19 protein-coding genes and 3 riboswitches are annotated in these 21,484 nt (G+C 47.2%); of the genes, 17 read left to right on the top strand and 2 right to left on the bottom strand.

Annotation, left to right across the window (positions count from 1 at the left end):
- Nucleotides 1–2 precede the first annotated feature (2 nt).
- Both ACFQ2J_RS17810 and ACFQ2J_RS17805 read left to right on the top strand, forming a co-directional pair.
- Entirely contained in the window at nt 3–1,823 is a 1,821-nt protein-coding gene (locus ACFQ2J_RS17810) for a YhgE/Pip domain-containing protein (protein WP_386063808.1), read from the top strand.
- Nucleotides 1,824–1,914: 91 nt separating this feature from the next.
- Nucleotides 1,915–2,622, top strand: coding sequence for a polysaccharide deacetylase family protein (locus ACFQ2J_RS17805; protein WP_386063805.1), 708 nt, complete (start codon nt 1,915–1,917; stop codon nt 2,620–2,622).
- 190 nt (nt 2,623–2,812) lie between these two features.
- Here the strand turns inward: ACFQ2J_RS17805 and ACFQ2J_RS17800 are convergent, their stop codons facing one another.
- The gene (locus ACFQ2J_RS17800; RefSeq protein ID WP_386063803.1) at nt 2,813–3,082 is read right to left on the bottom strand and encodes an RNA polymerase sigma factor; all 270 of its coding nucleotides are present in this window, start codon (nt 3,080–3,082) and stop codon (nt 2,813–2,815) included.
- A gap of 303 nt (nt 3,083–3,385) precedes the next feature.
- Between ACFQ2J_RS17800 and ACFQ2J_RS17795 the strand changes: the two genes are divergently transcribed.
- The 5 genes from ACFQ2J_RS17795 (at nt 3,386) to ACFQ2J_RS17775 (ending at nt 11,202) form a co-directional block, all read left to right on the top strand.
- Nucleotides 3,386–4,351: an AAA family ATPase gene (locus ACFQ2J_RS17795; protein ID WP_386063800.1), complete on the top strand. Its 966-nt coding sequence runs from the start codon at nt 3,386–3,388 to the stop codon at nt 4,349–4,351.
- Nucleotides 4,348–5,613, top strand: coding sequence for a DUF58 domain-containing protein (locus ACFQ2J_RS17790; RefSeq protein WP_386063798.1), 1,266 nt, complete (start codon nt 4,348–4,350; stop codon nt 5,611–5,613). Before ACFQ2J_RS17795 ends, ACFQ2J_RS17790 begins: the two co-directional genes overlap by 4 nt.
- Nucleotides 5,613–7,817, top strand: a complete 2,205-nt coding sequence (locus tag ACFQ2J_RS17785) for a DUF4129 domain-containing transglutaminase family protein (RefSeq protein WP_386063795.1) — start codon at nt 5,613–5,615, stop codon at nt 7,815–7,817. Before ACFQ2J_RS17790 ends, ACFQ2J_RS17785 begins: the two co-directional genes overlap by 1 nt.
- A gap of 31 nt (nt 7,818–7,848) precedes the next feature.
- A riboswitch (purine riboswitch) is annotated at nt 7,849–7,950 on the top strand.
- A 77-nt stretch (nt 7,951–8,027) separates the two neighbouring features.
- Nucleotides 8,028–9,569 (top strand): glutamine-hydrolyzing GMP synthase, encoded by a 1,542-nt coding sequence (gene guaA / locus ACFQ2J_RS17780; protein WP_386063793.1) that lies wholly within the window; start codon nt 8,028–8,030, stop codon nt 9,567–9,569.
- Between the two features lie 88 nt (nt 9,570–9,657).
- Nucleotides 9,658–9,759: riboswitch (purine riboswitch) on the top strand.
- Between the two features lie 108 nt (nt 9,760–9,867).
- Entirely contained in the window at nt 9,868–11,202 is a 1,335-nt protein-coding gene (locus tag ACFQ2J_RS17775; protein WP_386063790.1) for an NCS2 family permease, read from the top strand.
- Nucleotides 11,203–11,302: 100 nt separating this feature from the next.
- On the opposite strand, the gene ACFQ2J_RS17770 is transcribed toward ACFQ2J_RS17775, so the two are convergent.
- Nucleotides 11,303–11,725: an Hsp20/alpha crystallin family protein gene (locus tag ACFQ2J_RS17770; RefSeq protein WP_386063787.1), complete on the bottom strand. Its 423-nt coding sequence runs from the start codon at nt 11,723–11,725 to the stop codon at nt 11,303–11,305.
- Between the two features lie 124 nt (nt 11,726–11,849).
- Here ACFQ2J_RS17770 and ACFQ2J_RS17765 point away from each other — a divergent pair, with 124 nt between their 5' ends.
- From ACFQ2J_RS17765 to purF, 10 genes are all read left to right on the top strand, one after another.
- On the top strand, nt 11,850–12,395 hold the full coding sequence (locus ACFQ2J_RS17765) for a DUF2179 domain-containing protein (protein ID WP_386063784.1): 546 nt from the start codon (nt 11,850–11,852) through the stop codon (nt 12,393–12,395).
- Complete coding sequence (locus ACFQ2J_RS17760; protein WP_386063781.1) at nt 12,388–12,585, top strand: NETI motif-containing protein; 198 nt, start codon at nt 12,388–12,390, stop codon at nt 12,583–12,585. The genes ACFQ2J_RS17765 and ACFQ2J_RS17760 overlap by 8 nt, the downstream gene beginning before the upstream one ends.
- An 82-nt stretch (nt 12,586–12,667) precedes the next feature.
- Nucleotides 12,668–12,769, top strand: a riboswitch (purine riboswitch).
- 472 nt (nt 12,770–13,241) lie between these two features.
- On the top strand, nt 13,242–13,733 hold the full coding sequence (gene purE / locus ACFQ2J_RS17755) for a 5-(carboxyamino)imidazole ribonucleotide mutase (protein ID WP_386063778.1): 492 nt from the start codon (nt 13,242–13,244) through the stop codon (nt 13,731–13,733).
- Nucleotides 13,723–14,850: a 5-(carboxyamino)imidazole ribonucleotide synthase gene (gene purK / locus ACFQ2J_RS17750; RefSeq protein WP_386063775.1), complete on the top strand. Its 1,128-nt coding sequence runs from the start codon at nt 13,723–13,725 to the stop codon at nt 14,848–14,850. The genes purE and purK overlap by 11 nt, the downstream gene beginning before the upstream one ends.
- 33 nt (nt 14,851–14,883) lie before the next feature.
- On the top strand, nt 14,884–16,176 hold the full coding sequence (purB, locus tag ACFQ2J_RS17745; protein WP_386063772.1) for an adenylosuccinate lyase: 1,293 nt from the start codon (nt 14,884–14,886) through the stop codon (nt 16,174–16,176).
- Between the two features lie 63 nt (nt 16,177–16,239).
- On the top strand, nt 16,240–16,962 hold the full coding sequence (gene purC, locus ACFQ2J_RS17740; protein ID WP_386063770.1) for a phosphoribosylaminoimidazolesuccinocarboxamide synthase: 723 nt from the start codon (nt 16,240–16,242) through the stop codon (nt 16,960–16,962).
- Nucleotides 16,950–17,198, top strand: coding sequence for a phosphoribosylformylglycinamidine synthase subunit PurS (gene purS / locus ACFQ2J_RS17735; protein ID WP_386063767.1), 249 nt, complete (start codon nt 16,950–16,952; stop codon nt 17,196–17,198). The genes purC and purS overlap by 13 nt, the downstream gene beginning before the upstream one ends.
- Complete coding sequence (gene purQ / locus ACFQ2J_RS17730; protein WP_386063764.1) at nt 17,195–17,878, top strand: phosphoribosylformylglycinamidine synthase subunit PurQ; 684 nt, start codon at nt 17,195–17,197, stop codon at nt 17,876–17,878. Before purS ends, purQ begins: the two co-directional genes overlap by 4 nt.
- Nucleotides 17,862–20,087 (top strand): phosphoribosylformylglycinamidine synthase subunit PurL, encoded by a 2,226-nt coding sequence (gene purL, locus ACFQ2J_RS17725; RefSeq protein WP_386063761.1) that lies wholly within the window; start codon nt 17,862–17,864, stop codon nt 20,085–20,087. Before purQ ends, purL begins: the two co-directional genes overlap by 17 nt.
- Complete coding sequence (gene purF / locus ACFQ2J_RS17720; RefSeq protein WP_386063758.1) at nt 20,063–21,475, top strand: amidophosphoribosyltransferase; 1,413 nt, start codon at nt 20,063–20,065, stop codon at nt 21,473–21,475. The genes purL and purF overlap by 25 nt, the downstream gene beginning before the upstream one ends.
- The last annotated feature ends 9 nt before the right edge of the window (nt 21,476–21,484 follow it).

Genomic DNA, 21,484 nt, shown 5'->3' with positions numbered 1-21,484 from the left:
AAATGAAATTCAAACGGATAACTGCAATGTTCATGACGTTTCTTCTTGTCCTGCCATCCTTCCTCGTTTCGGCGGAGAAGGGTGAGTCCTCTTCTGAGGAAAAGAAGCCACAGGGGGAAGGGACGTATGCAGAAAAGCATGAAGTGGTCTATGCCACATTGAGTGCAACCGGGAATCAGGAAGAAATGTACGTCGTCAATAACTTTAAGATAGAAGACCAGGGAACGATCATCGATCACGGAGCTTATACGAAAGTGGAGAATTTGACGGACCTTGAAGAAATCAAGCAGGAGAACAGCAAGGTGAAGTTCACTGCTGCAAGCGATCAGTTCTACTATCAAGGGAACCTCAAGGATAAGCCGCTGCCATGGGATATCGGCATCTCCTACAGCCTTGATGGAAAAAGGGTTGCTTCGGATGATCTGCCAGGAAAAGATGGCGAGTTGGAAATCCAAATCGATACAGCGAAAAAAGAAGGCGCACCGGAAGCCTTTTTCAATAACTACCTGTTACAGATTACGCTGAAGCTCGATTCGAAAATCTATGAAAATATTGAAGCGCCAGGCGGATCAGTAGCCAATGCTGGTAAGAACCGCCAAGTGACGTTCACCGTCATGCCTGAGAAAGAAGAAAGCTTCACCGTGAATGCAGACGTCACCGATATGGAGATGAACGGAATTGAAATAGCGGCTATTCCATCGTCCATGTCGTTCGATGCACCAGACGCCGATACGATGACCGGTGATATGAAATCACTGTCTGATGCGACAGCTGAAATCAATAAAGGTGTCGGAGAACTGAAAAATGGCATTGCCGAACTGAATAATGGAGCAGCAGAGCTTCAAAACGGTTCCGCTCAATATAAGAACGGCATCAATGAGCTTAACAATGGCTCATCCGAATTGGTGAACGGTTCCGCTTCCATCAAGTCTTCGCTTCAGCAAATGAGTGAATCGGTCAATGGTGGCTCGAGTGATATGAATCTCGGTGAGCTGAAACAGATGGTAGAGGGGCTTCGTCAGCTTGCTGGTGGGTTGAAAGAGACCGAGACTGGTTTGACAGACTTGAAGAATCAGTACAGCCAGGCGAATCAGGCATTAGCGCAGGCGATTGAAAGCATTCCAGCAAGTGAGATTTCGGATGCAGATATCCAGGCACTGAAGGAAAGCGGTGCTAACCAGGAAGTCGTCAACAAGTTAGTGGCCAGTCACCAGGCTGCCCAAGGTGCAAAGGCGACCTATAATCAAGTGTCAGGTGCGTTCCAAGCGGTAACTCCTGCCTTGGAACAAAGCGCAGCTGCACTTGGTGAAATGCGTGCGAACGTGAACACGATGGCTGACGGGCTCAGCAGCAGTCTGGAAAACATGAATGTCGATGATTCGATGAAACAGTTGCAGGAAGGACTGCAGCAGCTTTCCTCCAACTATTCCAACTTCCATGCTGGATTGACGGAATATACAGGCGGGGTTAGTGAACTCGCTGGTTCATATAATGAATTGCACGGCGGCATCGCGGGGTTGGCGAACGGTACAGCTGAACTTGAAAACGGAGCGGCCGAACTTCATGAAGGAACATCCGAACTGGCTGACTCTACAAGCGATCTACCTGGTCAGATGCAAGGGGAGATCGACCAGATGATCAGTGAATACGATAAATCGGGTTTCGAGCCGGTTTCCTTCGTATCGTCTGAAAACAAAAAAGTGACTTCGGTCCAATTTGTCATTAAGACGGAAGCCATCAAAAAAGAAGAAAAAGCGCAGGAGGAACCTGAACAAGAAGAAGAAAAAGGGTTCTGGGACCGCCTGCTGGCATTGTTCAACTAAACTACCGTACCTTCTCTTGCTACTCTGAGAGAAGGTTTTTTTATGCTAGAATTAAGTTACTATTTTGAGAGAACTGGAAGAAGGTAAGTGGATGAAGAAGTTTATTTTTAGGTTGTTGATTGGAATTGTACTGGTGCTGGCAGTTGGATATGGAACCTATGAAGTGATGAATGCGCGTGGCTTTCAAGTATTCGGGGAACTTACCGATCATGTGGAGACCGATGAAAAAGTAGTCGCACTCACATTTGATGATGGGCCGACAGAGAGGGTAAAGGACCTATTGCCTTTGTTGGAAGAATACGATGTGAAGGCAACCTTTTTCCTTGTGGGAAATGAAATCGAGCAAAACTTGGATGAAGCAAGGATGATTATTGAGGAAGGGCATCAGGTTGGGAATCATTCCTATTCCCATCAGAAAATGGTCTTCAAACGCTATTCTTTTTATAAAAATGAAGTCAACCTCACAAATGGCATGATACGTGAGATCGGGTACAAGAGAGATATTGATTTCCGTCCTCCTTTTGGCAAAAAGCTTGTAGGTCTTCCATATTATTTGAATCAGCTGGATATGGAAACGATCATGTGGGATGTAGAACCGGACACTTACTATACAACCCCGGAAGACAAAGTTGCCTATGTTAATGAAAACGTGAAGCCAGGGTCCATTATTTTGATGCATCCAATGTATGGAGAAATAGAAGAATCTTTAACTGCTATCGAAGGCGTAATTCAAACCTTATCAGATAAAGGGTACACGTTCGTAACGGTCGATGAGCTGAAAGAAAAAAGAAGGAAATGACTTGTATTAGAGAAGGCTGCTGACATCAAATGAGTCGGGGGCCGGAAGCTAATCCGGCGAAAATCAGAATAAACTGGCGAAACCGGTAGATAATCTGGCGAAAACAAAAATAAACTGGCGATACCACCAATTAATCTGGCAATCAATCAAAAAAAGCCGTTTTTCAGCAGCGTCATACTGAAAAACGGCTTCAATTTACTACTTTCAAAGTAGGAAATGTTTTGATAAGTAACTGGCATTTTTTAACCATTGCAATGGAAAGTTTCTTTTTACGGAATGTCTGTGGGCGATTCCAAAGATCCTTGAATAATTGGCAGACGATCCGTTCTGCAAGCTCGCGATCTTCAATTTCATTCCGAACGATCCGATAGACCAAAGGGCTATACTTGTCATAAACTGCTTCTAATGCCTGACGGTCCTTCCTTGCAATGCGTAACAATAACGATTGATCGCTCTTCACTTGATACCCCCTAATATGTAACCTCTTGATATCAAGATACCCGTTTCCTCATATTAAAAACATTCCTGATGTGCTTATTTTACTAGATTGACTACTTTTCACTCGGCTAAAATGCTCCGGAACTGGTTATATTGGTAGATAAAAGAAATGTGTGAAAGCATAGAATATCAGATTTCATTTCACGACAAAATTCCTTAAAATGTAAGAGTATTCGATGCTTTGTCATAGGTCATTAATATAGTATAGTTAGAATAGACGAAATATTTTAAATTATTTCAGGAAATATGGGGGGAGTCTTACGTTATGGCCCAGCAGACATTTTTATATCAACCTAGAATTTCGGAAGTTTTGAAGAATATTAGAAAAGTAATGATTGGTAAAGATGAAGCGGCATTATTAAGCGTAGTTGCGCTGTTAGCGAGAGGGCATGTGTTGTTGGAGGATGTTCCTGGCGTCGGGAAAACGATGCTTGTTCGAACATTGGCGAAATCGCTCGATTGTGAGTTCAAACGGATCCAGTTCACTCCTGATCTACTGCCGTCAGACGTGACAGGTGTATCAATTTATAACCCGAAAGAAATGGAATTCGAGTTCCGTCCAGGGCCGATTCTTGGAAACGTCGTCCTTGCAGATGAAATCAACCGTACATCTCCGAAAACCCAGGCGGCACTGCTTGAGGGAATGGGAGAAACGAGCATCACTGTCGATGGGTCACCAATCCCGTTGAAGGAACCGTTTTTCGTAATGGCGACACAGAATCCGATTGAATATGAAGGTACCTATCCATTGCCTGAAGCTCAGCTTGACCGTTTCCTTCTGAAGCTGAAAATGGGATACCCGAACCGTAATGAAGAAGTGGAAATGCTTCAGCGGACGTCAGGAGCACATCCGATTAATACGGTAGAAGCCGTGATGAGCCGTGATGAGCTAGTCGAGATACAGAAACAAGTCGATGATGTCTATGTCGATGCTTCGGTCCAACGGTATATCGTTGATATCGTCGGGGCTACGAGAAATCATGAAAGCATTTATCTTGGAGTCAGTCCACGTGGATCATTATCCTTGATGAAAGCTGCGAAAGCATATGCCTTCATCCACGATCGCGATTATGTCGTACCTGACGATGTGAAATTCCTTGCACCTTTCGTTCTGCCGCACCGGATCATCCTCAATTCAGAGGCGAAATTCGAAGGCCAGACTGCAGAATCGATTACCAAAAAGGTACTGGAGCATACACCTGTACCAGTCCAAAGGGAACATCATGAATGAAGCGAAATCTATCATTCATCGCTAAATTATCAGTAGTTGCGATTCTCTTTTTCGTATTATTTTCCTATGCGATGTTCCAGGGAGGGTTTGTCAGCTGGTTTTTGTTTACGGCATTTGCTCCCTTCCTTCTATATATGTTCGGGCTATTGCTCTACCCACTTCACAATTGGAAAGTGGAACGGAACCTTTCTAAGCGGATCGTGCAGGCGGGAGAGCAGATCAGCGTGGAGGTTACGATCAGGCGGAAAACACCATTTCCGCTCTATTACTGTGTAGTGGAGGAATTTTTTCCGGAATCGTTGAAGAAAAAAGACGACCATCTGGAAAAATACAAGCATATGGATCAGCCGGATATCCTCCTGCAAAATCGGAAGATGAAGCGGGTTTCTTTCCCGTGGTTCAAACGCACAATCCGCCACACATACGAATTGGATGAAGTGCCTCGGGGAGAACATCGGTTATGGGGAATCCGTGTGAAAACCGGAGATTTTTTCGGATTCCTGAAAAAAGAGCACGTTTACCGTGTCGATCACACGTTTCTTGCTTATCCATACCAACGGGAGGTGCGCTTGAAAGAGAGAGCCTACAGTTTTGAGCAAGGTTCAAGCCCTTCACTGACCGTCAATTACAAAAATACCAATATCGTCTCCGGTGTGCGTGACTATATGCCGGGTGACCGTTACTCGTGGATTGATTGGAAATCGACAGCGAGAAAGAACACGATCATGACGAAAGAGTTCGAACAGGAAAAAAGCATGGACATGTTGCTGGTGCTGGATGCTTCCGAGTCGGAAAACCTTACTTCTGTAGCGTTTGAGGGGATGGTGGAACTGACGAATTCACTAATGGATGAAATTCGGAGGCGGACATCCCAGCTGGCAATCATGACTTTAGGCAATCAGCGGATTTACTTTCCTTTTCATAGCGACCAGAGTAATCGGACTCTGATTCAGAAACATCTATCTGTTGTGCAGCCAACTGGAGAAATGCCGTTTGCACAGCAGTTGGAAAAAGAACGTGCCCAGATGCCGAACGGGCTGGTCACGCTCGTCGTCACCTCGGAAATAAGTCTTGATCTTAATAAAGCCTTAGAGCGACTAAGTCAGAAATCTAAGCGTGTCACGTTATTTGTCGTTCGTCCTAAGCGCCACATATCCGAATTGGAACGAAAATGGCTGAAGCAGCTGAGCTTCCACAACATCACAGTCAACATTCTCACAGAAGATCAGTTTACCCAGCGGGAATTCGAGGTGAGTACGTAATGTCGCTATCCAGGCAGCAGCAAAAGTTTCTTTATCAGTTCGTCATTTACGTATGTGCCTTTCTTCTGTTCTGGGAATGGCTGCGACCGCTTGAGCAAATCACCGATACAGAAGACATCACGATTTTCATCATTTACGCAGGCTTTTGCTTTTTCATATCCTTCTTGCAGGTAAGCTGGTGGCTCTCGATTCCGTTAAAGTTTCTGGGGCTGGCATTTATTCTGGATGGGCTGTATCTTGCAGAGCGTCTCTTTTCGAAGGCTTGGTTTACAGCTGCCACTGAGCAGATCCAGTTCAATATAAGCCAGATCTTCCAGCAACAGTGGTGGGAAATGACACCGTTCTTCCGGAGTCTCTTATTCCTTATCCTGCTATGGCTGATGAGTTATCTGTTGTATTACTGGTTTGTAGTAGCGAAGCGGATGTTATTTTTCGTTATCCTGACGTTCATCTATGTCACCGTGCTCGATACGTTTACGGTGTACGATGGGAAAATGGCGATTGTCCGGACCTTCATTATTTCATTGATTGGGCTTGGAATCAGCAGTTTTTCCAAAGAGATGGACCGAGAGGAAGTGCACTTCAAAGGCCTCCGGAAAGCGCATTTATGGGTGTTGCCGTTAGTATTGGTCATTGCATTTTCTTCAGTTGTCGGCTATGCATCGCCAAAGCTCACACCACAGTGGCCGGACCCTGTTCCGTTTTTGACAGGTGGTACTGGTAGTGGTGGATTCGGTAATGGCGGTGGTATCCAAAAAGTAGGCTATGGTGAAAATGATGAACGGCTTGGTGGTTCCTTCATCCAGGACGAATCACCGGTTTTCCAGGCTGCGACAGATAGTAGAAGGTACTGGAGGATCGAGTCGAAAGATCAATACACCGGAAAAGGCTGGGTCAACTCGCTTGAGCCCTCAATTACCAGACTCTCGAATGGTGATATAACCTATCGAACGTTTACTGACGAGGTTGAAACCGAGAACCAGGAAACAATCGTTGTCTTCAATGATCGTGCAAATTTAAGGAAGCTTGTCTATCCATACGGGGCCGATGAGCTTGTGCGTTATACCAATGGTTTTGAATTTGAACAGAATGGATCTACCGGGGAAATCAAAACGTATCGGAATCAATTGTCGGATAACCCGAGTCAGATCGGTAACTATCGGATGACGTACGATTCGCCTTCCTTTGAGTATGATCAGTTGAGAGAAGCGGGGGATGACGATCCTCAGGAAATACTGGACACATACTTGCAGCTTCCGGAAGATATGCCGAACCGGATCCGAAACCTGACTGAACAAATCATCGAAGAGGAAGAGAACCGCTATGACGCGGTCAAAGAAGTGGAAGGTTATTTTTCCTCCAACGGGTTTGAATACAATACGGAAGATGTAGCGGTTCCTAGGGAAAACCAGGACTATGTCGACCAGTTCATTTTCGAAACACAGCAAGGCTATTGTGATAACTTCTCTACTTCGATGGTCGTCATGTTGCGGTCCGTTGATATCCCTGCCCGCTGGGTGAAGGGGTTCACCGGTGGTGAGCGTCTCGATGCAGAGGTGGAGCTTGGTGAGGAAACCCATAACTTTTACGAGATTACGAATGCGAATGCCCACTCATGGGTGGAAGTGTTCTTCCCGGGTATTGGATGGGTACCATTCGAGCCAACGATGGGCTTTACGAATCCGACTGATTTCTATATGAATACGGATGACCTCGAGTCTGATGAAGACCAGGAAACGAATACACCTGAAGATCCGATGGGGCAGATCCAGGACTTTGAACAGGAGACAGAAGAAGATGCTGCGGCTGCAGCTGGAGGTTCGGATCAGGACGGCGGCAATAACTGGTACCTTCTGGTTGTTGCGGCAGTACTTACCGGTATTGCAATTCTGCTTTACCTGACCCGCTTCCGTTGGATGTCTTACTACCTTATGAAAAAATATAAGCACAAGACAGATGCGAAAACGTACCAGCAAGCGTATCAGTTCCTTCTGAAAGCCCTTGATAAGAAAGGGCTGAAGCGAGCACCTGACCAGACACTGAGAGAGTATGCCCATGAAGTCGACGGCTATTATCAGTCGCGGGACATGCGTACGCTGACCCATCATTATGAACGAATCATCTATCGGAATGATCATCAATCCGATCAATGGCGTAAGGTAACAGAATTATGGGAAAATTTAATTAAAAGAACATTGTCTTGATTCTTATCACCTGCGTTGTTAGAATGGATAAAAATTATAACGCAATGATCTTCATATATCCTCGATAATAAGGTTCGAGAGTCTCTACCGGGATACCGTAAACATCCTGACTATGAAGGCAATGATCCAATGGTGATGAAATTCTGGATTTTTGCCTTCCTATGTAGGGGCAAAAATCCAGTTTTTTTAATTTCAAAGGAGCTGACAAGCATGAAAAAAGTAACCAATGATATGATTCTTGTTCTGGATTTCGGCAGCCAGTATAACCAGCTGATCACTCGCCGCATCCGTGAATTCGGCGTCTACAGTGAGCTGCATTCCCACAAGATGACAGCAGAAGAAATAAAGGAAATGAATCCGAAGGGGATCATCCTTTCCGGTGGTCCGAACAGCGTCTATGGTGAGGACAGCTTCCGTTGTGACGAGCGTATTTTCGACTTGGATATCCCTGTGCTGGGAATCTGTTACGGCATGCAGCTGATGACCCATCATTTCAATGGGAAAGTGGAACGTGCTAAAGAACGCGAATATGGGAAAGCTGCCATTACTCTTAAAAATGAAAATGTACTATTCGAAGGCAGTCCGACTGTTCAGAACGTCTGGATGAGTCACAGTGATAAAGTCATTGGTGCTCCTGAAGGGTTTACCGTCGATGCGACAAGTCCTTCCTGCCCGGTTGCAGCAATGAGCGATGCTGAGCGCAAGCTGTATGGCGTCCAATTCCATCCTGAAGTGCGTCACTCAGAGTACGGCAATCACTTGCTGAAGCAATTCGCATTTGATGTGTGTGACTGTAATGGCGACTGGACGATGGAAAACTACATTGATATGGAAGTTGAAAAAATCCGTGAGCTAGTTGGAGATCAAAAGGTATTGTGTGCACTTAGCGGCGGGGTAGACTCTTCTGTCGTAGCTGCACTGATCCACAAAGCGATCGGCGATCAATTGACTTGTATTTTCGTTGATCATGGCCTGCTTCGTAAAGATGAAGCGGATAGTGTCATGCGGACATTCAGTGATGGGTTCAACATGAACGTCATTAAGGTGGATGCGAAAGATCGTTTCCTTGGAAAATTAGAAGGTGTGTCTGATCCTGAGAAGAAGCGTAAAATCATTGGAAACGAGTTCATCTATGTATTTGATGATGAAGCTGCCAAACTGAAGGATACGCATTTCCTTGCACAAGGTACGCTATATACCGATATCATCGAGAGTGGTACGGATACTGCTCAGACGATCAAGTCCCACCACAATGTCGGTGGACTGCCTGAAGACATGCAATTCGAATTGATCGAGCCGCTGAACACGTTGTTCAAGGATGAAGTGCGTGTGCTTGGTTCTGAATTAGGGGTGCCTGATGAAATCGTTTGGCGCCAGCCATTCCCTGGCCCAGGCCTTGCTATTCGCGTGCTAGGTGAAATCACGGATCAGAAGCTTGAAATTGTCCGGGAATCCGATGCGATTTTGCGTGAAGAGATCAAAAATGCAGGACTGGATCGTGACATTTGGCAGTACTTCACTGTACTTCCAAACATCCGCTCTGTAGGCGTGATGGGCGATGCACGTACGTATGACTACACAATCGGCATCCGTGCAGTTACGTCGATTGACGGGATGACTTCCGACTGGGCAAGAATCCCTTGGGACGTGCTTCAGAAGATCTCTACACGTATCGTAAACGAAGTCGACCACATCAACCGTGTCGTGTACGATGTGACTAGTAAGCCGCCTGCAACGATCGAGTGGGAATAAAAAACGAACATTAAAACGACAAAAATAGATAATGTTCGAGTTTTGTATTGACAGCAATTTGAATCTAACTTACTATAAATAGTAGAAAAAGATTATAAAGTTACACCGTCGTATAATTTTGGGGATAGGGCCCAATAGTTTCTACCAGGTTACCGTAAATGACCTGACTACGTTGGTGAATGGGTGTAGTGTCATTACTATGCCGATTTCCATCGTTCTTCAGAAACGCTCCTATTCGTAAGGGGCGTTTTTTATTTTTACCTGACGTCGTGTGACTAGTAAAAGGGGAGAGAACGAAATGAAGAAGTATTTTCGATTTGAGGAGTTAGGTACGAATTATCGTACGGAATTCATGGCGGGGATGACGACATTCCTGGCAATGGCTTATATCTTGTTCGTCAATCCGGCGACACTGGCTCTTTTAGATATTGAACAATTACCGGAAGGTGTCACTCGGATCGACCAGGGTGCTGTCTTCACTGCCACAGCGATTGCTGCGGCTGTCGGATCACTGATCATGGGTGTGTTGGCGAAATACCCGATCGCACTTGCGCCTGGAATGGGCTTGAACGCATTCTTCGCATACACCGTCGTGCTTGGCTATGGCATCCCATGGGAAACTGCTTTGGCTGGTGTACTTGCTTCTGGACTTATTTTTATCGTATTGACTGTAACTGGTTTGCGTGAAAAAGTGATCAATGCGATTCCTGCCAACTTGAAACTGGCAGTCGGTGCCGGAATTGGCTTGTTCATCGCCTTCATCGGACTTCAGAGCTCTGGAATCATTCAGAATAACGATGCAACGCTTGTCGGTATTGGTGACTTGACCGCTCCGACTACGATGCTTGCAATCTTCGGGATTGTCGTTTCAATCGTTCTACTGACTTTAGGTATTAAGGGTGGAATCTTTTTCGGAATGATTCTTACTTCCATCGCTGGGATGGTCACTGGATTGATCAATCCTCCATCCGGATTAGGCGGGATTGTCGGGGAAGTACCAAGCGTAGCTCCAACATTCGGACAGGCATTCATTCATTTTGGTGATATTTTTACGTTGGAAATGCTGGTCGTCATCCTGACATTCCTATTCGTCGACTTTTTTGATACAGCTGGAACGCTTGTAGCAGTATCTACACAGGCTGGTCTTATGAAAGACAACAAATTGCCACGCGCAGGACGTGCGTTGTTTGCGGATTCCGCTGCAACAGTCGTCGGTTCGGTAGTCGGAACTTCAACTACAACTTCCTATATTGAATCTACCGCTGGTGTAGCAGCAGGTGGTAGAACCGGATTCACATCTGTCGTGACAGCTGGATTCTTCCTATTGGCATTGTTCTTCTCTCCATTGTTGGGAGTCGTAACCGCTGAAGTTACTGCCCCGGCATTGATCGTTGTTGGTGTGCTGATGTCTGCATCGTTGAAGAACATTGACTGGGATCAGTTCGAGATCGCTGTTCCTGCATTCTTTACGATCATTGCGATGCCACTGACATACAGCATTGCTACAGGTATTGCAGTAGGGTTCATCTTTTATCCGATTACGATGATCATGAAAGGCCGGATCAAAGAAATCCACCCGATCATGTACCTGCTGTTCGTCATATTCATCCTGTACTTCATCTTCCTATCCTGACACGCTTTAACGCACTGAGGGACTGTCCCTCATCACTTTAAAGTAGTAAAGCTCCGGCCTTTTGGCGCGGAGCTTCTCTTTTAAGCTGGGGTGTATTTTACTATTCTTCTAAGTTGACGATTTTGATGCGGTTTTTTCGGTCTGTTTCGTGAATCAGGCGGTGGAGGTGGATGACGAGCAGCCCGTTCTTATAGGAAGCATCAATTTTGTCGCTTCTTACTTGATAAGGCAGATCCACTTTCCGATCAAATGCTCCCTGTACAATCTCGCCTTTCACTTGCTGACCGCCCAAGTGGTGCAACTCGATTACACCTTTGATTTCAAGCGTAGACTGATGGACGTAGACATCGACCTTATTAAGATCCTCCAATCCGGGCACACTGGCAATACAGATAAGTTCATTATCAAGTTGGTAAAGGTTGATTTGGGGAAGTGGTGGTTTGACTAGTCCCTCGAAGCCGCCCCAGAAATCATTACCGAAGAAACGGTCCATATTCTTCTTCCAATCATCGAACTGGTTCATCACACTCGACACCTTTCCATATAATTTCTGTTTGTAACCAGCTTTATGGTGTTATATAGTGTATGCAAATGAATTTTTCTGTGTGAATACCCAGGTACGAGCAGACAAATTGGGAGGTACAGCAATGTTGGATAACGCACTCGTGATGATTGCCATCATTCTCGTCGTGAACATCGTTTATGTTTCGTTTTTCACGATCCGGATGATCTTCACGCTGAAAGGTCAGCGGTACTTCGCTGCATTCATCAGTATGTTTGAAGTCGTCGTCTATATCGTCGGATTGGGCCTCGTGCTCGACAACTTGGATCAGATCGAAAACCTGATTGCCTATGCAGTCGGTTATGGGTTAGGTGTCATCGTCGGCATGAAAATTGAAGAAAAGCTGGCGCTCGGATACATCACCGTCAACGTCATTTCCTCAAGCCCGGACATTGAATTCACAAAGAAGCTTCGTGATAAAGGCTATGGAGTTACGAGCTGGTTCGCCTATGGAATGGAAGGGGACCGACTTGCGATGCAGATCCTTACCCCGAGAAAGTATGAACTGAAATTGTATGATACCATCCGCTCACTGGACCCGAAGGCTTTCATCATCGCCTATGAGCCAAAGCAGATCCATGGCGGGTTCTGGGTGAAACAAGTGAGGAAAGGGAAGTTGAACAATGGCTAAAGGCAAAAAGATGCGTTTTGAAGTGGAAGAAGGCGAGACAATCGATCAATGTCTCGACCGGATGGCAAAAGAAGGCTATACCCCAGTTCGTCGAATGGAAGAACCGATTTTCCAGGAAGTGACGAAGGACGGGAAAAAGGACGTCGAACCAGTCGGCCGCAAAATCGTCTTTACTGCAGTAAAACAGTAAAATCCGAACGTTCAATAGTCTGAAAATTTTATTGTTCGTAAATTGCGTTGACAGTTGTTTTGAATACCTGCTATGATGAAGATAGAAATTAAATAACGTGCCTCATATAATTACGGGAATATGGCCCGTGCGTCTCTACCCAGCTACCGTAAATGGCTGGACTATGGGGAAGATGAATCGTTGCAGCAATGCAAGGATTGTCTGGTGACTCGTATATCCAGATTGTCCACGCCAATGCCTATCCATCTTCTCTATCGTAGAGAAGGTAGATAGGCATTTTTATGTTTTTAAGAAGATCCGGGCGGCGGGGAATGGCTCGCTTTCCGCGGGCGAGCGGTGAGCCTCCTCGGACTGACGTCCTGTGGGGTCTCACCAAGCACTTCTGTCCCGCAGGAGTCTCCCCATCCCCCGCCGCTCTCTGTCGTATATATCGGAGCAGTTCAACTACAAACATCTGGGTTGGCTCTGAAATGACGAGACTCCCGCGGGAGAAGGGGCTAGGCAAGATCCCACAAGGCGAAGCCTGAGGAAGCTTGCCAGATCCCCCGCAGGAAAGCGAGTTGTTTCCGAGCCAACCCGAACGCAACTACAGTAACGGGACATACCATTAGTCTTGGCGAAGTGGAAGGCAATAAGAAACAGAAATGAGGGGTTAGATGATTCAAGTAGGTGTGATCATGGGGAGCATTTCCGACTGGGAAACGATGAAGCATGCATGTGAAGCCCTGGACGAATTGCAAATTCCTTATGAAAAAGAAATCATTTCGGCGCATCGAACGCCTGAAGATATGTTCGACTATGCTACACAGGCCCGCAAAAGGGGATTGAAAGTCATCATCGCAGGTGCAGGCGGAGCAGCGCATCTTCCTGGGATGGTCGCTTCCAAAACGACACTGCCGGTCATCGGCGTGCCGGTCCAGTCCAAAGCGCTGAATGGACTTGATTCCCTTTTATCAATCGTTCAAATGCCAGGTGGTGTACCGGTGGCTACCGTTGCAATTGGCAGTGCGGGAGCGAAGAATGCCGGTATTCTCGCAGCACAAATGCTAGGAACTTTTGACGAAACGATTGCAGCAAATCTACAAAACTACCAATCAAGTCTGAAAGATAAAGTCAATGGCATGAGGAGGGAACTTCATGACAAATAAACTCATCCAGCCAGGCCAGACGATCGGCATCCTCGGTGGTGGGCAATTAGGACGCATGATGGCAACCGCTGCCAAACATATGGGGTACCGGATCGCAGTTCTCGACCCGAAGGAAGACTGCCCATGTGCACAGGTTGCTGATCACCATATCATCGGAGCCTACGATGATCGCGAAGCGGCTCAACAGCTGCTTGATATAAGTGACGTCATCACATATGAATTCGAAAATGTCGACCTAAGTATCGCTGAAATGCTGGAGGATGCAGCAAAGCTTCCTCAAGGCGCCTACCCGCTGAAAGTGACACAGAACAGAGAGCTTGAAAAGGGAGTTTCTGTCGAAGCAGGGCTGAACGTCCCGGAATACGCGATTGTACAAACGTTTGATCAATTGAAGGAAGCAGCTGCCACTATCGGCTTTCCATCGATGTTGAAAACCGTGACAGGTGGATATGATGGAAAAGGACAGCTGAAACTGGACGCTGAATCTGACCTTGCCGAAGCAGAAAGCTTTATCGCTCCGGACAGCACGTACATCATCGAAGCGTTCGTACCGTTCGACAGGGAAATCTCGATTATTTTTACGAGAAGCCAAAGCGGTGACATCGTCTACTTCCCGATTGCGGAAAACATCCATCACAATCAGATTCTGTTCAAAACGCAGATTCCAGCTGCAATCACTGCAGACATCGAAGCAAAAGCACAGCAAATCGCCAAAAGCATCGGTGAATCAATGGATCTCGCGGGAACCTTCGCCATCGAGCTATTCGTTCAGGGTGATCAAGTTTTTGTCAATGAAATGGCGCCACGTCCACATAATTCTGGACATTACACTATAGAAGCATGTAACGTGTCGCAGTTCGAGCAGCACATCCGTGCACTCGTCGGTTTACCCTTGCTTCCGGTCCACACCTTCCCGGCAGCTGTCATGATCAATGTCTTAGGTGCACAACAGAAAGAGCTTTTCCGACGACTGGAACATATAGAACAGGCACACCTTCATGATTACGGGAAAAAAGAAGCAAGGGCAAACCGGAAAATGGGACACATCACCTTTATCGGTGAATCATTGGAACAAATCGAACAAACGATAGAGAAAAACAACCTGCACTCGTGGTAAAGTGTTTGGTGGGACAGTTTAAGGAGGTTCAACATGATTGAACGTTATACACGTCCGGAAATGGGAGCGATCTGGACAGAAGAGAACAAATTCAAAGCATGGCTCGAAGTCGAAATCCTCGCCTGCGAAGCGTGGAGTGAACTGGGCATCATTCCGACCGAGGATGTGCAGAAGCTGAGAGCGAATGCGGACTTCAATATCGAACGCATTTACGAAATTGAAAAAGAAACACGCCACGATGTCGTCGCGTTCACACGTGCGGTATCCGAAACACTTGGTGAAGAACGAAAGTGGGTCCATTACGGACTGACTTCCACGGACGTTGTCGACACGGCGCTTTCCTACCTGCTTAAGCAGGCGAACGAAATCATCCGTAAAGATGTAGTCAACTTCATCGAGATCCTCGGTGAAAAGGCACAGGCACATAAACATACCGTCATGATGGGGCGTACCCACGGCGTGCACGCAGAGCCGACAACCTTCGGCCTGAAGCTTGCGCTCTGGTATGAAGAGATGAAACGGAATCTCGAGCGCCTGGATCTTGCTATCGAGCACATCGAAGTCGGCAAGCTGTCTGGTGCAGTCGGTACTTATGCCAATATCGATCCGTTCGTAGAAGAGTATGTGTGTAAGCATCTCGGACTGAAGCCGGCGCCTGTTTCCACTCAGACGCTTCAGCGTGACCGTCATGCTCATTACGTTTCGACACTGGCACTGATCGCGACATCGATTGAAAAAATGGCAGTGGAAATCCGCAGCCTTCAGAAAACGGAAACGCGTGAAGTGGAAGAGTTTTTCGCGAAAGGTCAGAAAGGTTCATCCGCGATGCCTCATAAACGTAATCCAATCGGTTCAGAGAACATGACCGGGATGGCTCGCGTCCTTCGTGGAGAAATGCTGACGGCTTATGAAAATGTTGCACTGTGGCATGAACGTGACATTTCGCATTCCTCAGCAGAACGTGTCATTTTACCGGATGCGACGATTGCATTGAATTACATGCTCAACCGATTCGGCAACATCGTTAAGAACCTTACCGTTTTCCCTGATCGCATGCAGGAAAACATGGAAAAGACATATGGACTCATCTTCTCACAGCGTGTCCTTTTGACATTGATTGATGAAGGCATGGTTCGTGAAGAAGCATATGATCTTGTCCAGCCGAAGGCGATGGAGGCATGGGAACGTGGAATTCCGTTCCGTGAACTGATTGAAGCAGATGAAAAAATTACATCAACACTGTCCCCAGAACAAATCGAAGAATGTTTTGATTACACCCATCATTTGAAAAACGTCGATCGTATTTTCGAACGGATTGGTCTGTAATCAACAGGAGGGAAGGGACATCGCAGTTCCTTCCTTTACTATTATCTTAAACGAGGTGTTCTTATGAAAGGCTCCCTGCTCTATGAAGGTAAAGCGAAGAAGGTCTATCATGTCGAAGGTCAGGATCAGCAGCTGATTCTATCATATAAAAATGACGCCACCGCCTTTAACGGTAAGAAGAAAGCAGAGTTCGAAGGCAAAGGCCGTCTCAACAATCTCATCACATCAAAAATCTTTCAATACTTGCACGCGCAAGGCATATCCTCACATTTCATCAAGGCATTGAATGATACGGAACAGCAGGTGTACAAGACGGAGATCATCCCTTTGGAGGTCGTCATCCGTAACATCGCCACCGGCAGTATCACGAAACGGCTCGGCATCGAAGAAAAGACGGTGTTCCTGCAGCCGATCATCGAGCTTTTTTACAAAGACGATTCCCTTGATGACCCACTCATTAATGATGAACACGCAAAACTGTTAGCAAATGTAACTGAATATGACCTGGATGACTTGAAGATCGAAGCATTGAAGATCAATAGTCTATTGAAGAAAGTCTTTCTCGAAGCTGGACTTACCCTCGTCGATTTCAAGCTTGAATTCGGCCGTCTGCCAGACGGAAGCATCGTCCTTGCAGACGAGATTTCCCCGGATACCTGCCGCCTGTGGGACACGAAGACAGGCGAAAAAATGGATAAAGACGTATTCCGCAATGATATTGGCGATCTGATCGAAGTCTATCAAACTATTTTAAATCGACTGGAGGAGAAAGTATGCGTAAAGTAATGGTTCACATCACATTGAAAGAAGGCGTCCTAGATCCACAAGGAAAGGCGGTCCAGCACTCTCTTCACGCCCATAATCATAAGAATGTCGGAGAAGTCCGTGTCGGAAAATACATGGAACTGATGATTGAAGATGGAGCAGATATCGACAAGCAGATCGAAGAGATGTGCGAAAAGTTCCTTGCCAACCCTGTCATCGAAGACTATACGTACACAATCGAGGAGGTCATCGCGTGAAGTTCGCTGTCATCGTTTTTCCAGGATCGAACTGTGACCGGGACATGTACCATGCCGTGAAGGATGGGCTTGGCGAAGATGTCGACATGGTCTGGTACCAAAATGCAGACCTGTCTGAATACGATGCTTTATTGTTGCCTGGTGGATTTTCCTACGGCGATTACCTTCGTTCGGGTGCAATCGCTTCAACGTCAGAAGTCATCAGTCAGATAAAACAGGCGGCAGAAGCAGGAAAGCCTGTACTGGGTGTCTGCAACGGTTTTCAGGTGTTGCTCGAATCCGGTCTTTTGCCGGGTGCGATGCTTCCGAACCGGGACCTCAAGTTCATGTGTCACGTCGAACCTCTCAAAGTGGAGAACGCCACGACGATGTTCACCTCCCGCTACGAAGCAGGAGAGGTGATCGGCCTTCCGATCGCCCACGGAGAAGGAAATTACTATTGTGATGAAGCTACTTATCAGAGATTGCTAGATAACGATCAGATCGTTTTCCGATATACCGACAACCCGAACGGTTCCGTCGGTGATATTGCCGGAATCATCAATGAACGAGGCAATGTGCTCGGCATGATGCCTCACCCGGAACGCGCGGTGGAAAGCCTGTTAGGCAGTGAAGACGGACTGCGCCTGTTCCAATCCATTCTGACACACTGGAGGAATTCCCATGCCATCCATGCTTGAAATCAGCCCGGAACAAGTAGAAAGCCAAAAGCTCTATAGCGAAATGGGACTCACGGATGCCGAGTTCATCAAAATCAAAAATATTCTCGGACGCCGCCCGAATTACACGGAAACCGGTTTGTTTTCCGTCATGTGGTCTGAGCACTGCAGCTACAAGAACTCCAAACCCTTACTAGCGAAATTCCCGACGAAAGCACCTCATGTGCTCCAGGGTCCGGGAGAGGGAGCTGGGATCATCGATATCGGTGATGAGCAGGCGGTGGTTTTCAAAATCGAAAGCCACAACCACCCGTCAGCTGTTGAACCATATCAAGGTGCTGCAACCGGGGTAGGCGGAATTATCCGTGACGTATTTTCAATGGGCGCACGCCCGATCGCGCTCTTGAATTCGCTCCGGTTCGGTTCATTGGAGAACTCTCGTGTCCGCTATCTATTTGAAGAAGTTGTCCGTGGCATTGCAGGCTACGGAAACTGTGTCGGTGTACCAACTGTAGGGGGAGAAGTCCAATTCGATGATGCCTACGAAGGAAATCCGCTTGTCAACGCGATGTGTGTCGGCTTAATTGACCATAAGGATATTCAAAAAGGAATCGCAGCAGGAATCGGAAACACCGTCATGTACGTCGGTGCCAAAACTGGCCGTGACGGCATCCATGGAGCGACTTTCGCATCGGAAGAATTATCTGAAGAGGCAGAAAGTAAGCGTCCTTCCGTCCAAGTCGGCGATCCATTCATGGAAAAACTGCTGATCGAAGCATGCTTGGAAGTCATCCATCACGATGCGCTTGTCGGCATGCAGGATATGGGGGCAGCAGGTCTTACTTCTTCTGCAAGTGAAATGGCGAGTAAAGCAGGCACGGGAATCGAGATGAATCTTGACCTGATTCCACAGCGGGAATTGAATATGACACCATACGAAATGATGCTTTCTGAATCGCAGGAGCGCATGCTGCTTGTCATCGAAAAGGGCCGTGAAAAAGAGATCCAGCAAGTGTTTGAAAAATACGAATTAGAAGCCGTCGCTGTCGGTGAAGTCATTGAAGAACGCCGCTTCCGCCTGACTCATCAAGGGGAGGTCGCTGCTGATGTGCCAGTCGATTCTCTTGCAGAAGATGCTCCGGTCTATCACCAGCCATCTGCTGTACCGGGATATTATCAGGAGTTTCAGGCGATGGAAACGTATCGACCTAACGTAATCGATGCAACGGAAACATTGAAAGCATTACTCCAGCAACCGACGATCGCAAGTAAAGAATGGGTCTATGACCAATACGATTCAATGGTCCAGACGAATACAGTCATCTTACCAGGATCCGATGCTGCAGTCGTAAGAGTAAGAGGCACGAAAAAAGCGCTCGCGATGACAACGGACTGTAACTCCCGCTACATTTACCTCGATCCGGAAACGGGTGGGCAAATAGCAGTAGCTGAAGCAGCTCGGAATATCGTATGTTCCGGTGCACGACCACTAGGGCTTACGGACGGACTCAATTTCGGTTCACCAGAGAATCCAGAAATTTTCTGGCAGATGGAGAAGAGCGTTGAAGGGATGAGTGGGGCCTGTGAAGCACTGGGCACTCCGGTCATCAGTGGAAACGTTTCGCTTTATAACGAATCCTTCGGTAAAGCGATCTACCCGACACCGATTGTGGGTATGGTCGGATTGATTGAAGACACCGATCATATTACACGCTCCGACTTTCAGGCAGAAGGCGATCTTATCTATGTAATCGGAGAAGCGGATGCATCGTTTGGTGGGAGTGAACTTCAGGGACTGCTCGAAGGCCGCTATTTCGGAAAAGCGCCAGCAATCGATCTCGATGTGGAAAAAGGACGCCAGCAACGGTTGCTTGCAGCAATCAAATCAGGTGTTGTAAAGAGTGCGCATGACTTATCAGAAGGTGGGCTTGCGGTCGCACTGGCAGAATCTCTTTTTGCAAATGAACTAGGGTGTGACGTCTCGCTTGAAGGCGATCTAGTTGAGGAGTTATTTGCAGAAACGCAGTCCAGATTCCTGATTTCTGTAGATCCTGCTCATAAAGATTCAATTGAACAAATGCTGCCGGATGCTTACCAGATCGGAATCGTAACGGCAGATGGAACAATGAAGGTGGAGCACAACGGAACGAACGTCATCAACGAACAGACAGAAGCATTGAAGGATGCTTGGAAGGGAGCCATTCCATGCTTGGTGAAATCAAAGGCCTGAATGAAGAATGCGGAATATTCGGCGTCTGGGGACATGAAGATGCAGCACAGCTGACCTATTATGGTCTTCATGCCCTCCAGCACCGCGGACAGGAAGGTGCGGGTATCGTCGTCAGTGATGGGAACGAGTTGAAGCTTGCGAAAGGATTGGGACTGATCTCTGAAGTGTTCCAGCAGGAGCGTATGGCAGACTTGGATGGTCATGCGGCGATTGGTCACGTCCGTTATGCAACACAAGGTGGCGGCGGATACGAAAATGTCCAGCCGCTCGTGTTCCGTTCGCAGAAAAGCAGCATGGCCCTTGCTCATAATGGTAACCTCGTCAATGCACAAGCGTTGAAGCATCAGCTCGAGGCGCAGGGCAGTATCCTGCAGACGACCTCCGATACGGAAGTGGTCGCTCACCTGATCAAACGCAGCGGTCATCTGGAAATGGATGAAGCTTTGATGCAGGCATTTTCAATGATCAAAGGTGCATATGGGTTCCTCGTCATGACGGAGGATCACCTCTATATAGCCCTTGATCCGCGCGGCTTGCGACCGTTATCGATCGGAAAGATGGGAGGCGCTTATGTCGTCTCCTCGGAAACGTGTGCATTTGATGTCGTCGGTGCAGAGTATCTCCGAGAAGTGCAGCCTGGGGAATTGCTGATCATCGGGGATGACGGGATTCAGGCGAAGCGGTTTTCTGCACCAATTCAGCGTACACTCTGCTCGATGGAACATGTTTATTTTTCTCGACCGGACAGTAACCTCGACGGGAAAAATGTCCACGCTTCACGGAAACGGATGGGGAAAGCGCTAGCTGAAGAAGCACCGGTGGAAGCAGACGTCGTCACAGGTGTACCGGATTCAAGCATCTCCGCCGCCATCGGTTTTGCCGAGGAATCCGGCATTCCGTATGAGCTTGGTATGATCAAGAACCGCTATGTTGGCAGAACGTTCATCCAGCCTTCCCAGGAATTGCGGGAGCAGGGTGTGAAAATGAAATTGTCTGCGGTTCGTGGCATTGTCGAAGGCAAGCGTGTCGTCATGGTCGATGATTCAATCGTCCGTGGTACCACGAGCAGGCGGATTGTAAGGATGCTGAAGGAAGCGGGTGCGACGGAGGTTCACGTACGGATTGCATCCCCTCCGATCAAGAATCCTTGTTACTACGGTATCGATACATCGAATTCCGGTGAGTTGATTGCCGCTAATCATAGCCTTGAAGAGATGCAGGAGATCATAGGCGCGGACAGTCTGGCATTTTTGTCAGTCGATGGATTGAACGAAGCGATTTATGAGGGTGAAGAATCACTGGAACACGGCGGATGTACAGCATGTTTCACGGGGAACTATCCGACGGAAATCTACCCGAATACACTGCATCCATATGCGAAAGCTTAATGGGAAAGA

The organism is Thalassobacillus hwangdonensis (genome assembly GCF_042675915.1).
Lineage (GTDB): Bacteria > Bacillota > Bacilli > Bacillales > Halobacillaceae > Thalassobacillus_A > Thalassobacillus_A hwangdonensis.
The sequence above is the reverse complement of the archived record's forward strand: the minus strand, read 5'-3'. Positions and strand labels throughout refer to the sequence as shown.

What these genes read in the sequence shown, in the direction of transcription:
- ACFQ2J_RS17810 (WP_386063808.1), top strand. Translation starts at nt 3, where the DNA reads ATGAAATTCAAACGGATAACTGCAATGTTCATGACGTTTCTTCTTGTC.
- ACFQ2J_RS17805 (WP_386063805.1), top strand. Translation starts at nt 1,915, where the DNA reads ATGAAGAAGTTTATTTTTAGGTTGTTGATTGGAATTGTACTGGTGCTG.
- ACFQ2J_RS17795 (WP_386063800.1), top strand. Translation starts at nt 3,386, where the DNA reads ATGGCCCAGCAGACATTTTTATATCAACCTAGAATTTCGGAAGTTTTG.
- ACFQ2J_RS17790 (WP_386063798.1), top strand. Translation starts at nt 4,348, where the DNA reads ATGAAGCGAAATCTATCATTCATCGCTAAATTATCAGTAGTTGCGATT.
- ACFQ2J_RS17785 (WP_386063795.1), top strand. Translation starts at nt 5,613, where the DNA reads ATGTCGCTATCCAGGCAGCAGCAAAAGTTTCTTTATCAGTTCGTCATT.
- guaA (WP_386063793.1), top strand. Translation starts at nt 8,028, where the DNA reads ATGAAAAAAGTAACCAATGATATGATTCTTGTTCTGGATTTCGGCAGC.
- ACFQ2J_RS17775 (WP_386063790.1), top strand. Translation starts at nt 9,868, where the DNA reads ATGAAGAAGTATTTTCGATTTGAGGAGTTAGGTACGAATTATCGTACG.
- ACFQ2J_RS17770 (WP_386063787.1), bottom strand. Translation starts at nt 11,725, where the DNA reads ATGAACCAGTTCGATGATTGGAAGAAGAATATGGACCGTTTCTTCGGT.
- ACFQ2J_RS17765 (WP_386063784.1), top strand. Translation starts at nt 11,850, where the DNA reads ATGTTGGATAACGCACTCGTGATGATTGCCATCATTCTCGTCGTGAAC.
- ACFQ2J_RS17760 (WP_386063781.1), top strand. Translation starts at nt 12,388, where the DNA reads ATGGCTAAAGGCAAAAAGATGCGTTTTGAAGTGGAAGAAGGCGAGACA.
- purE (WP_386063778.1), top strand. Translation starts at nt 13,242, where the DNA reads ATGATTCAAGTAGGTGTGATCATGGGGAGCATTTCCGACTGGGAAACG.
- purK (WP_386063775.1), top strand. Translation starts at nt 13,723, where the DNA reads ATGACAAATAAACTCATCCAGCCAGGCCAGACGATCGGCATCCTCGGT.
- purB (WP_386063772.1), top strand. Translation starts at nt 14,884, where the DNA reads ATGATTGAACGTTATACACGTCCGGAAATGGGAGCGATCTGGACAGAA.
- purC (WP_386063770.1), top strand. Translation starts at nt 16,240, where the DNA reads ATGAAAGGCTCCCTGCTCTATGAAGGTAAAGCGAAGAAGGTCTATCAT.
- purS (WP_386063767.1), top strand. Translation starts at nt 16,950, where the DNA reads ATGCGTAAAGTAATGGTTCACATCACATTGAAAGAAGGCGTCCTAGAT.
- purL (WP_386063761.1), top strand. Translation starts at nt 17,862, where the DNA reads ATGCCATCCATGCTTGAAATCAGCCCGGAACAAGTAGAAAGCCAAAAG.
- purF (WP_386063758.1), top strand. Translation starts at nt 20,063, where the DNA reads ATGCTTGGTGAAATCAAAGGCCTGAATGAAGAATGCGGAATATTCGGC.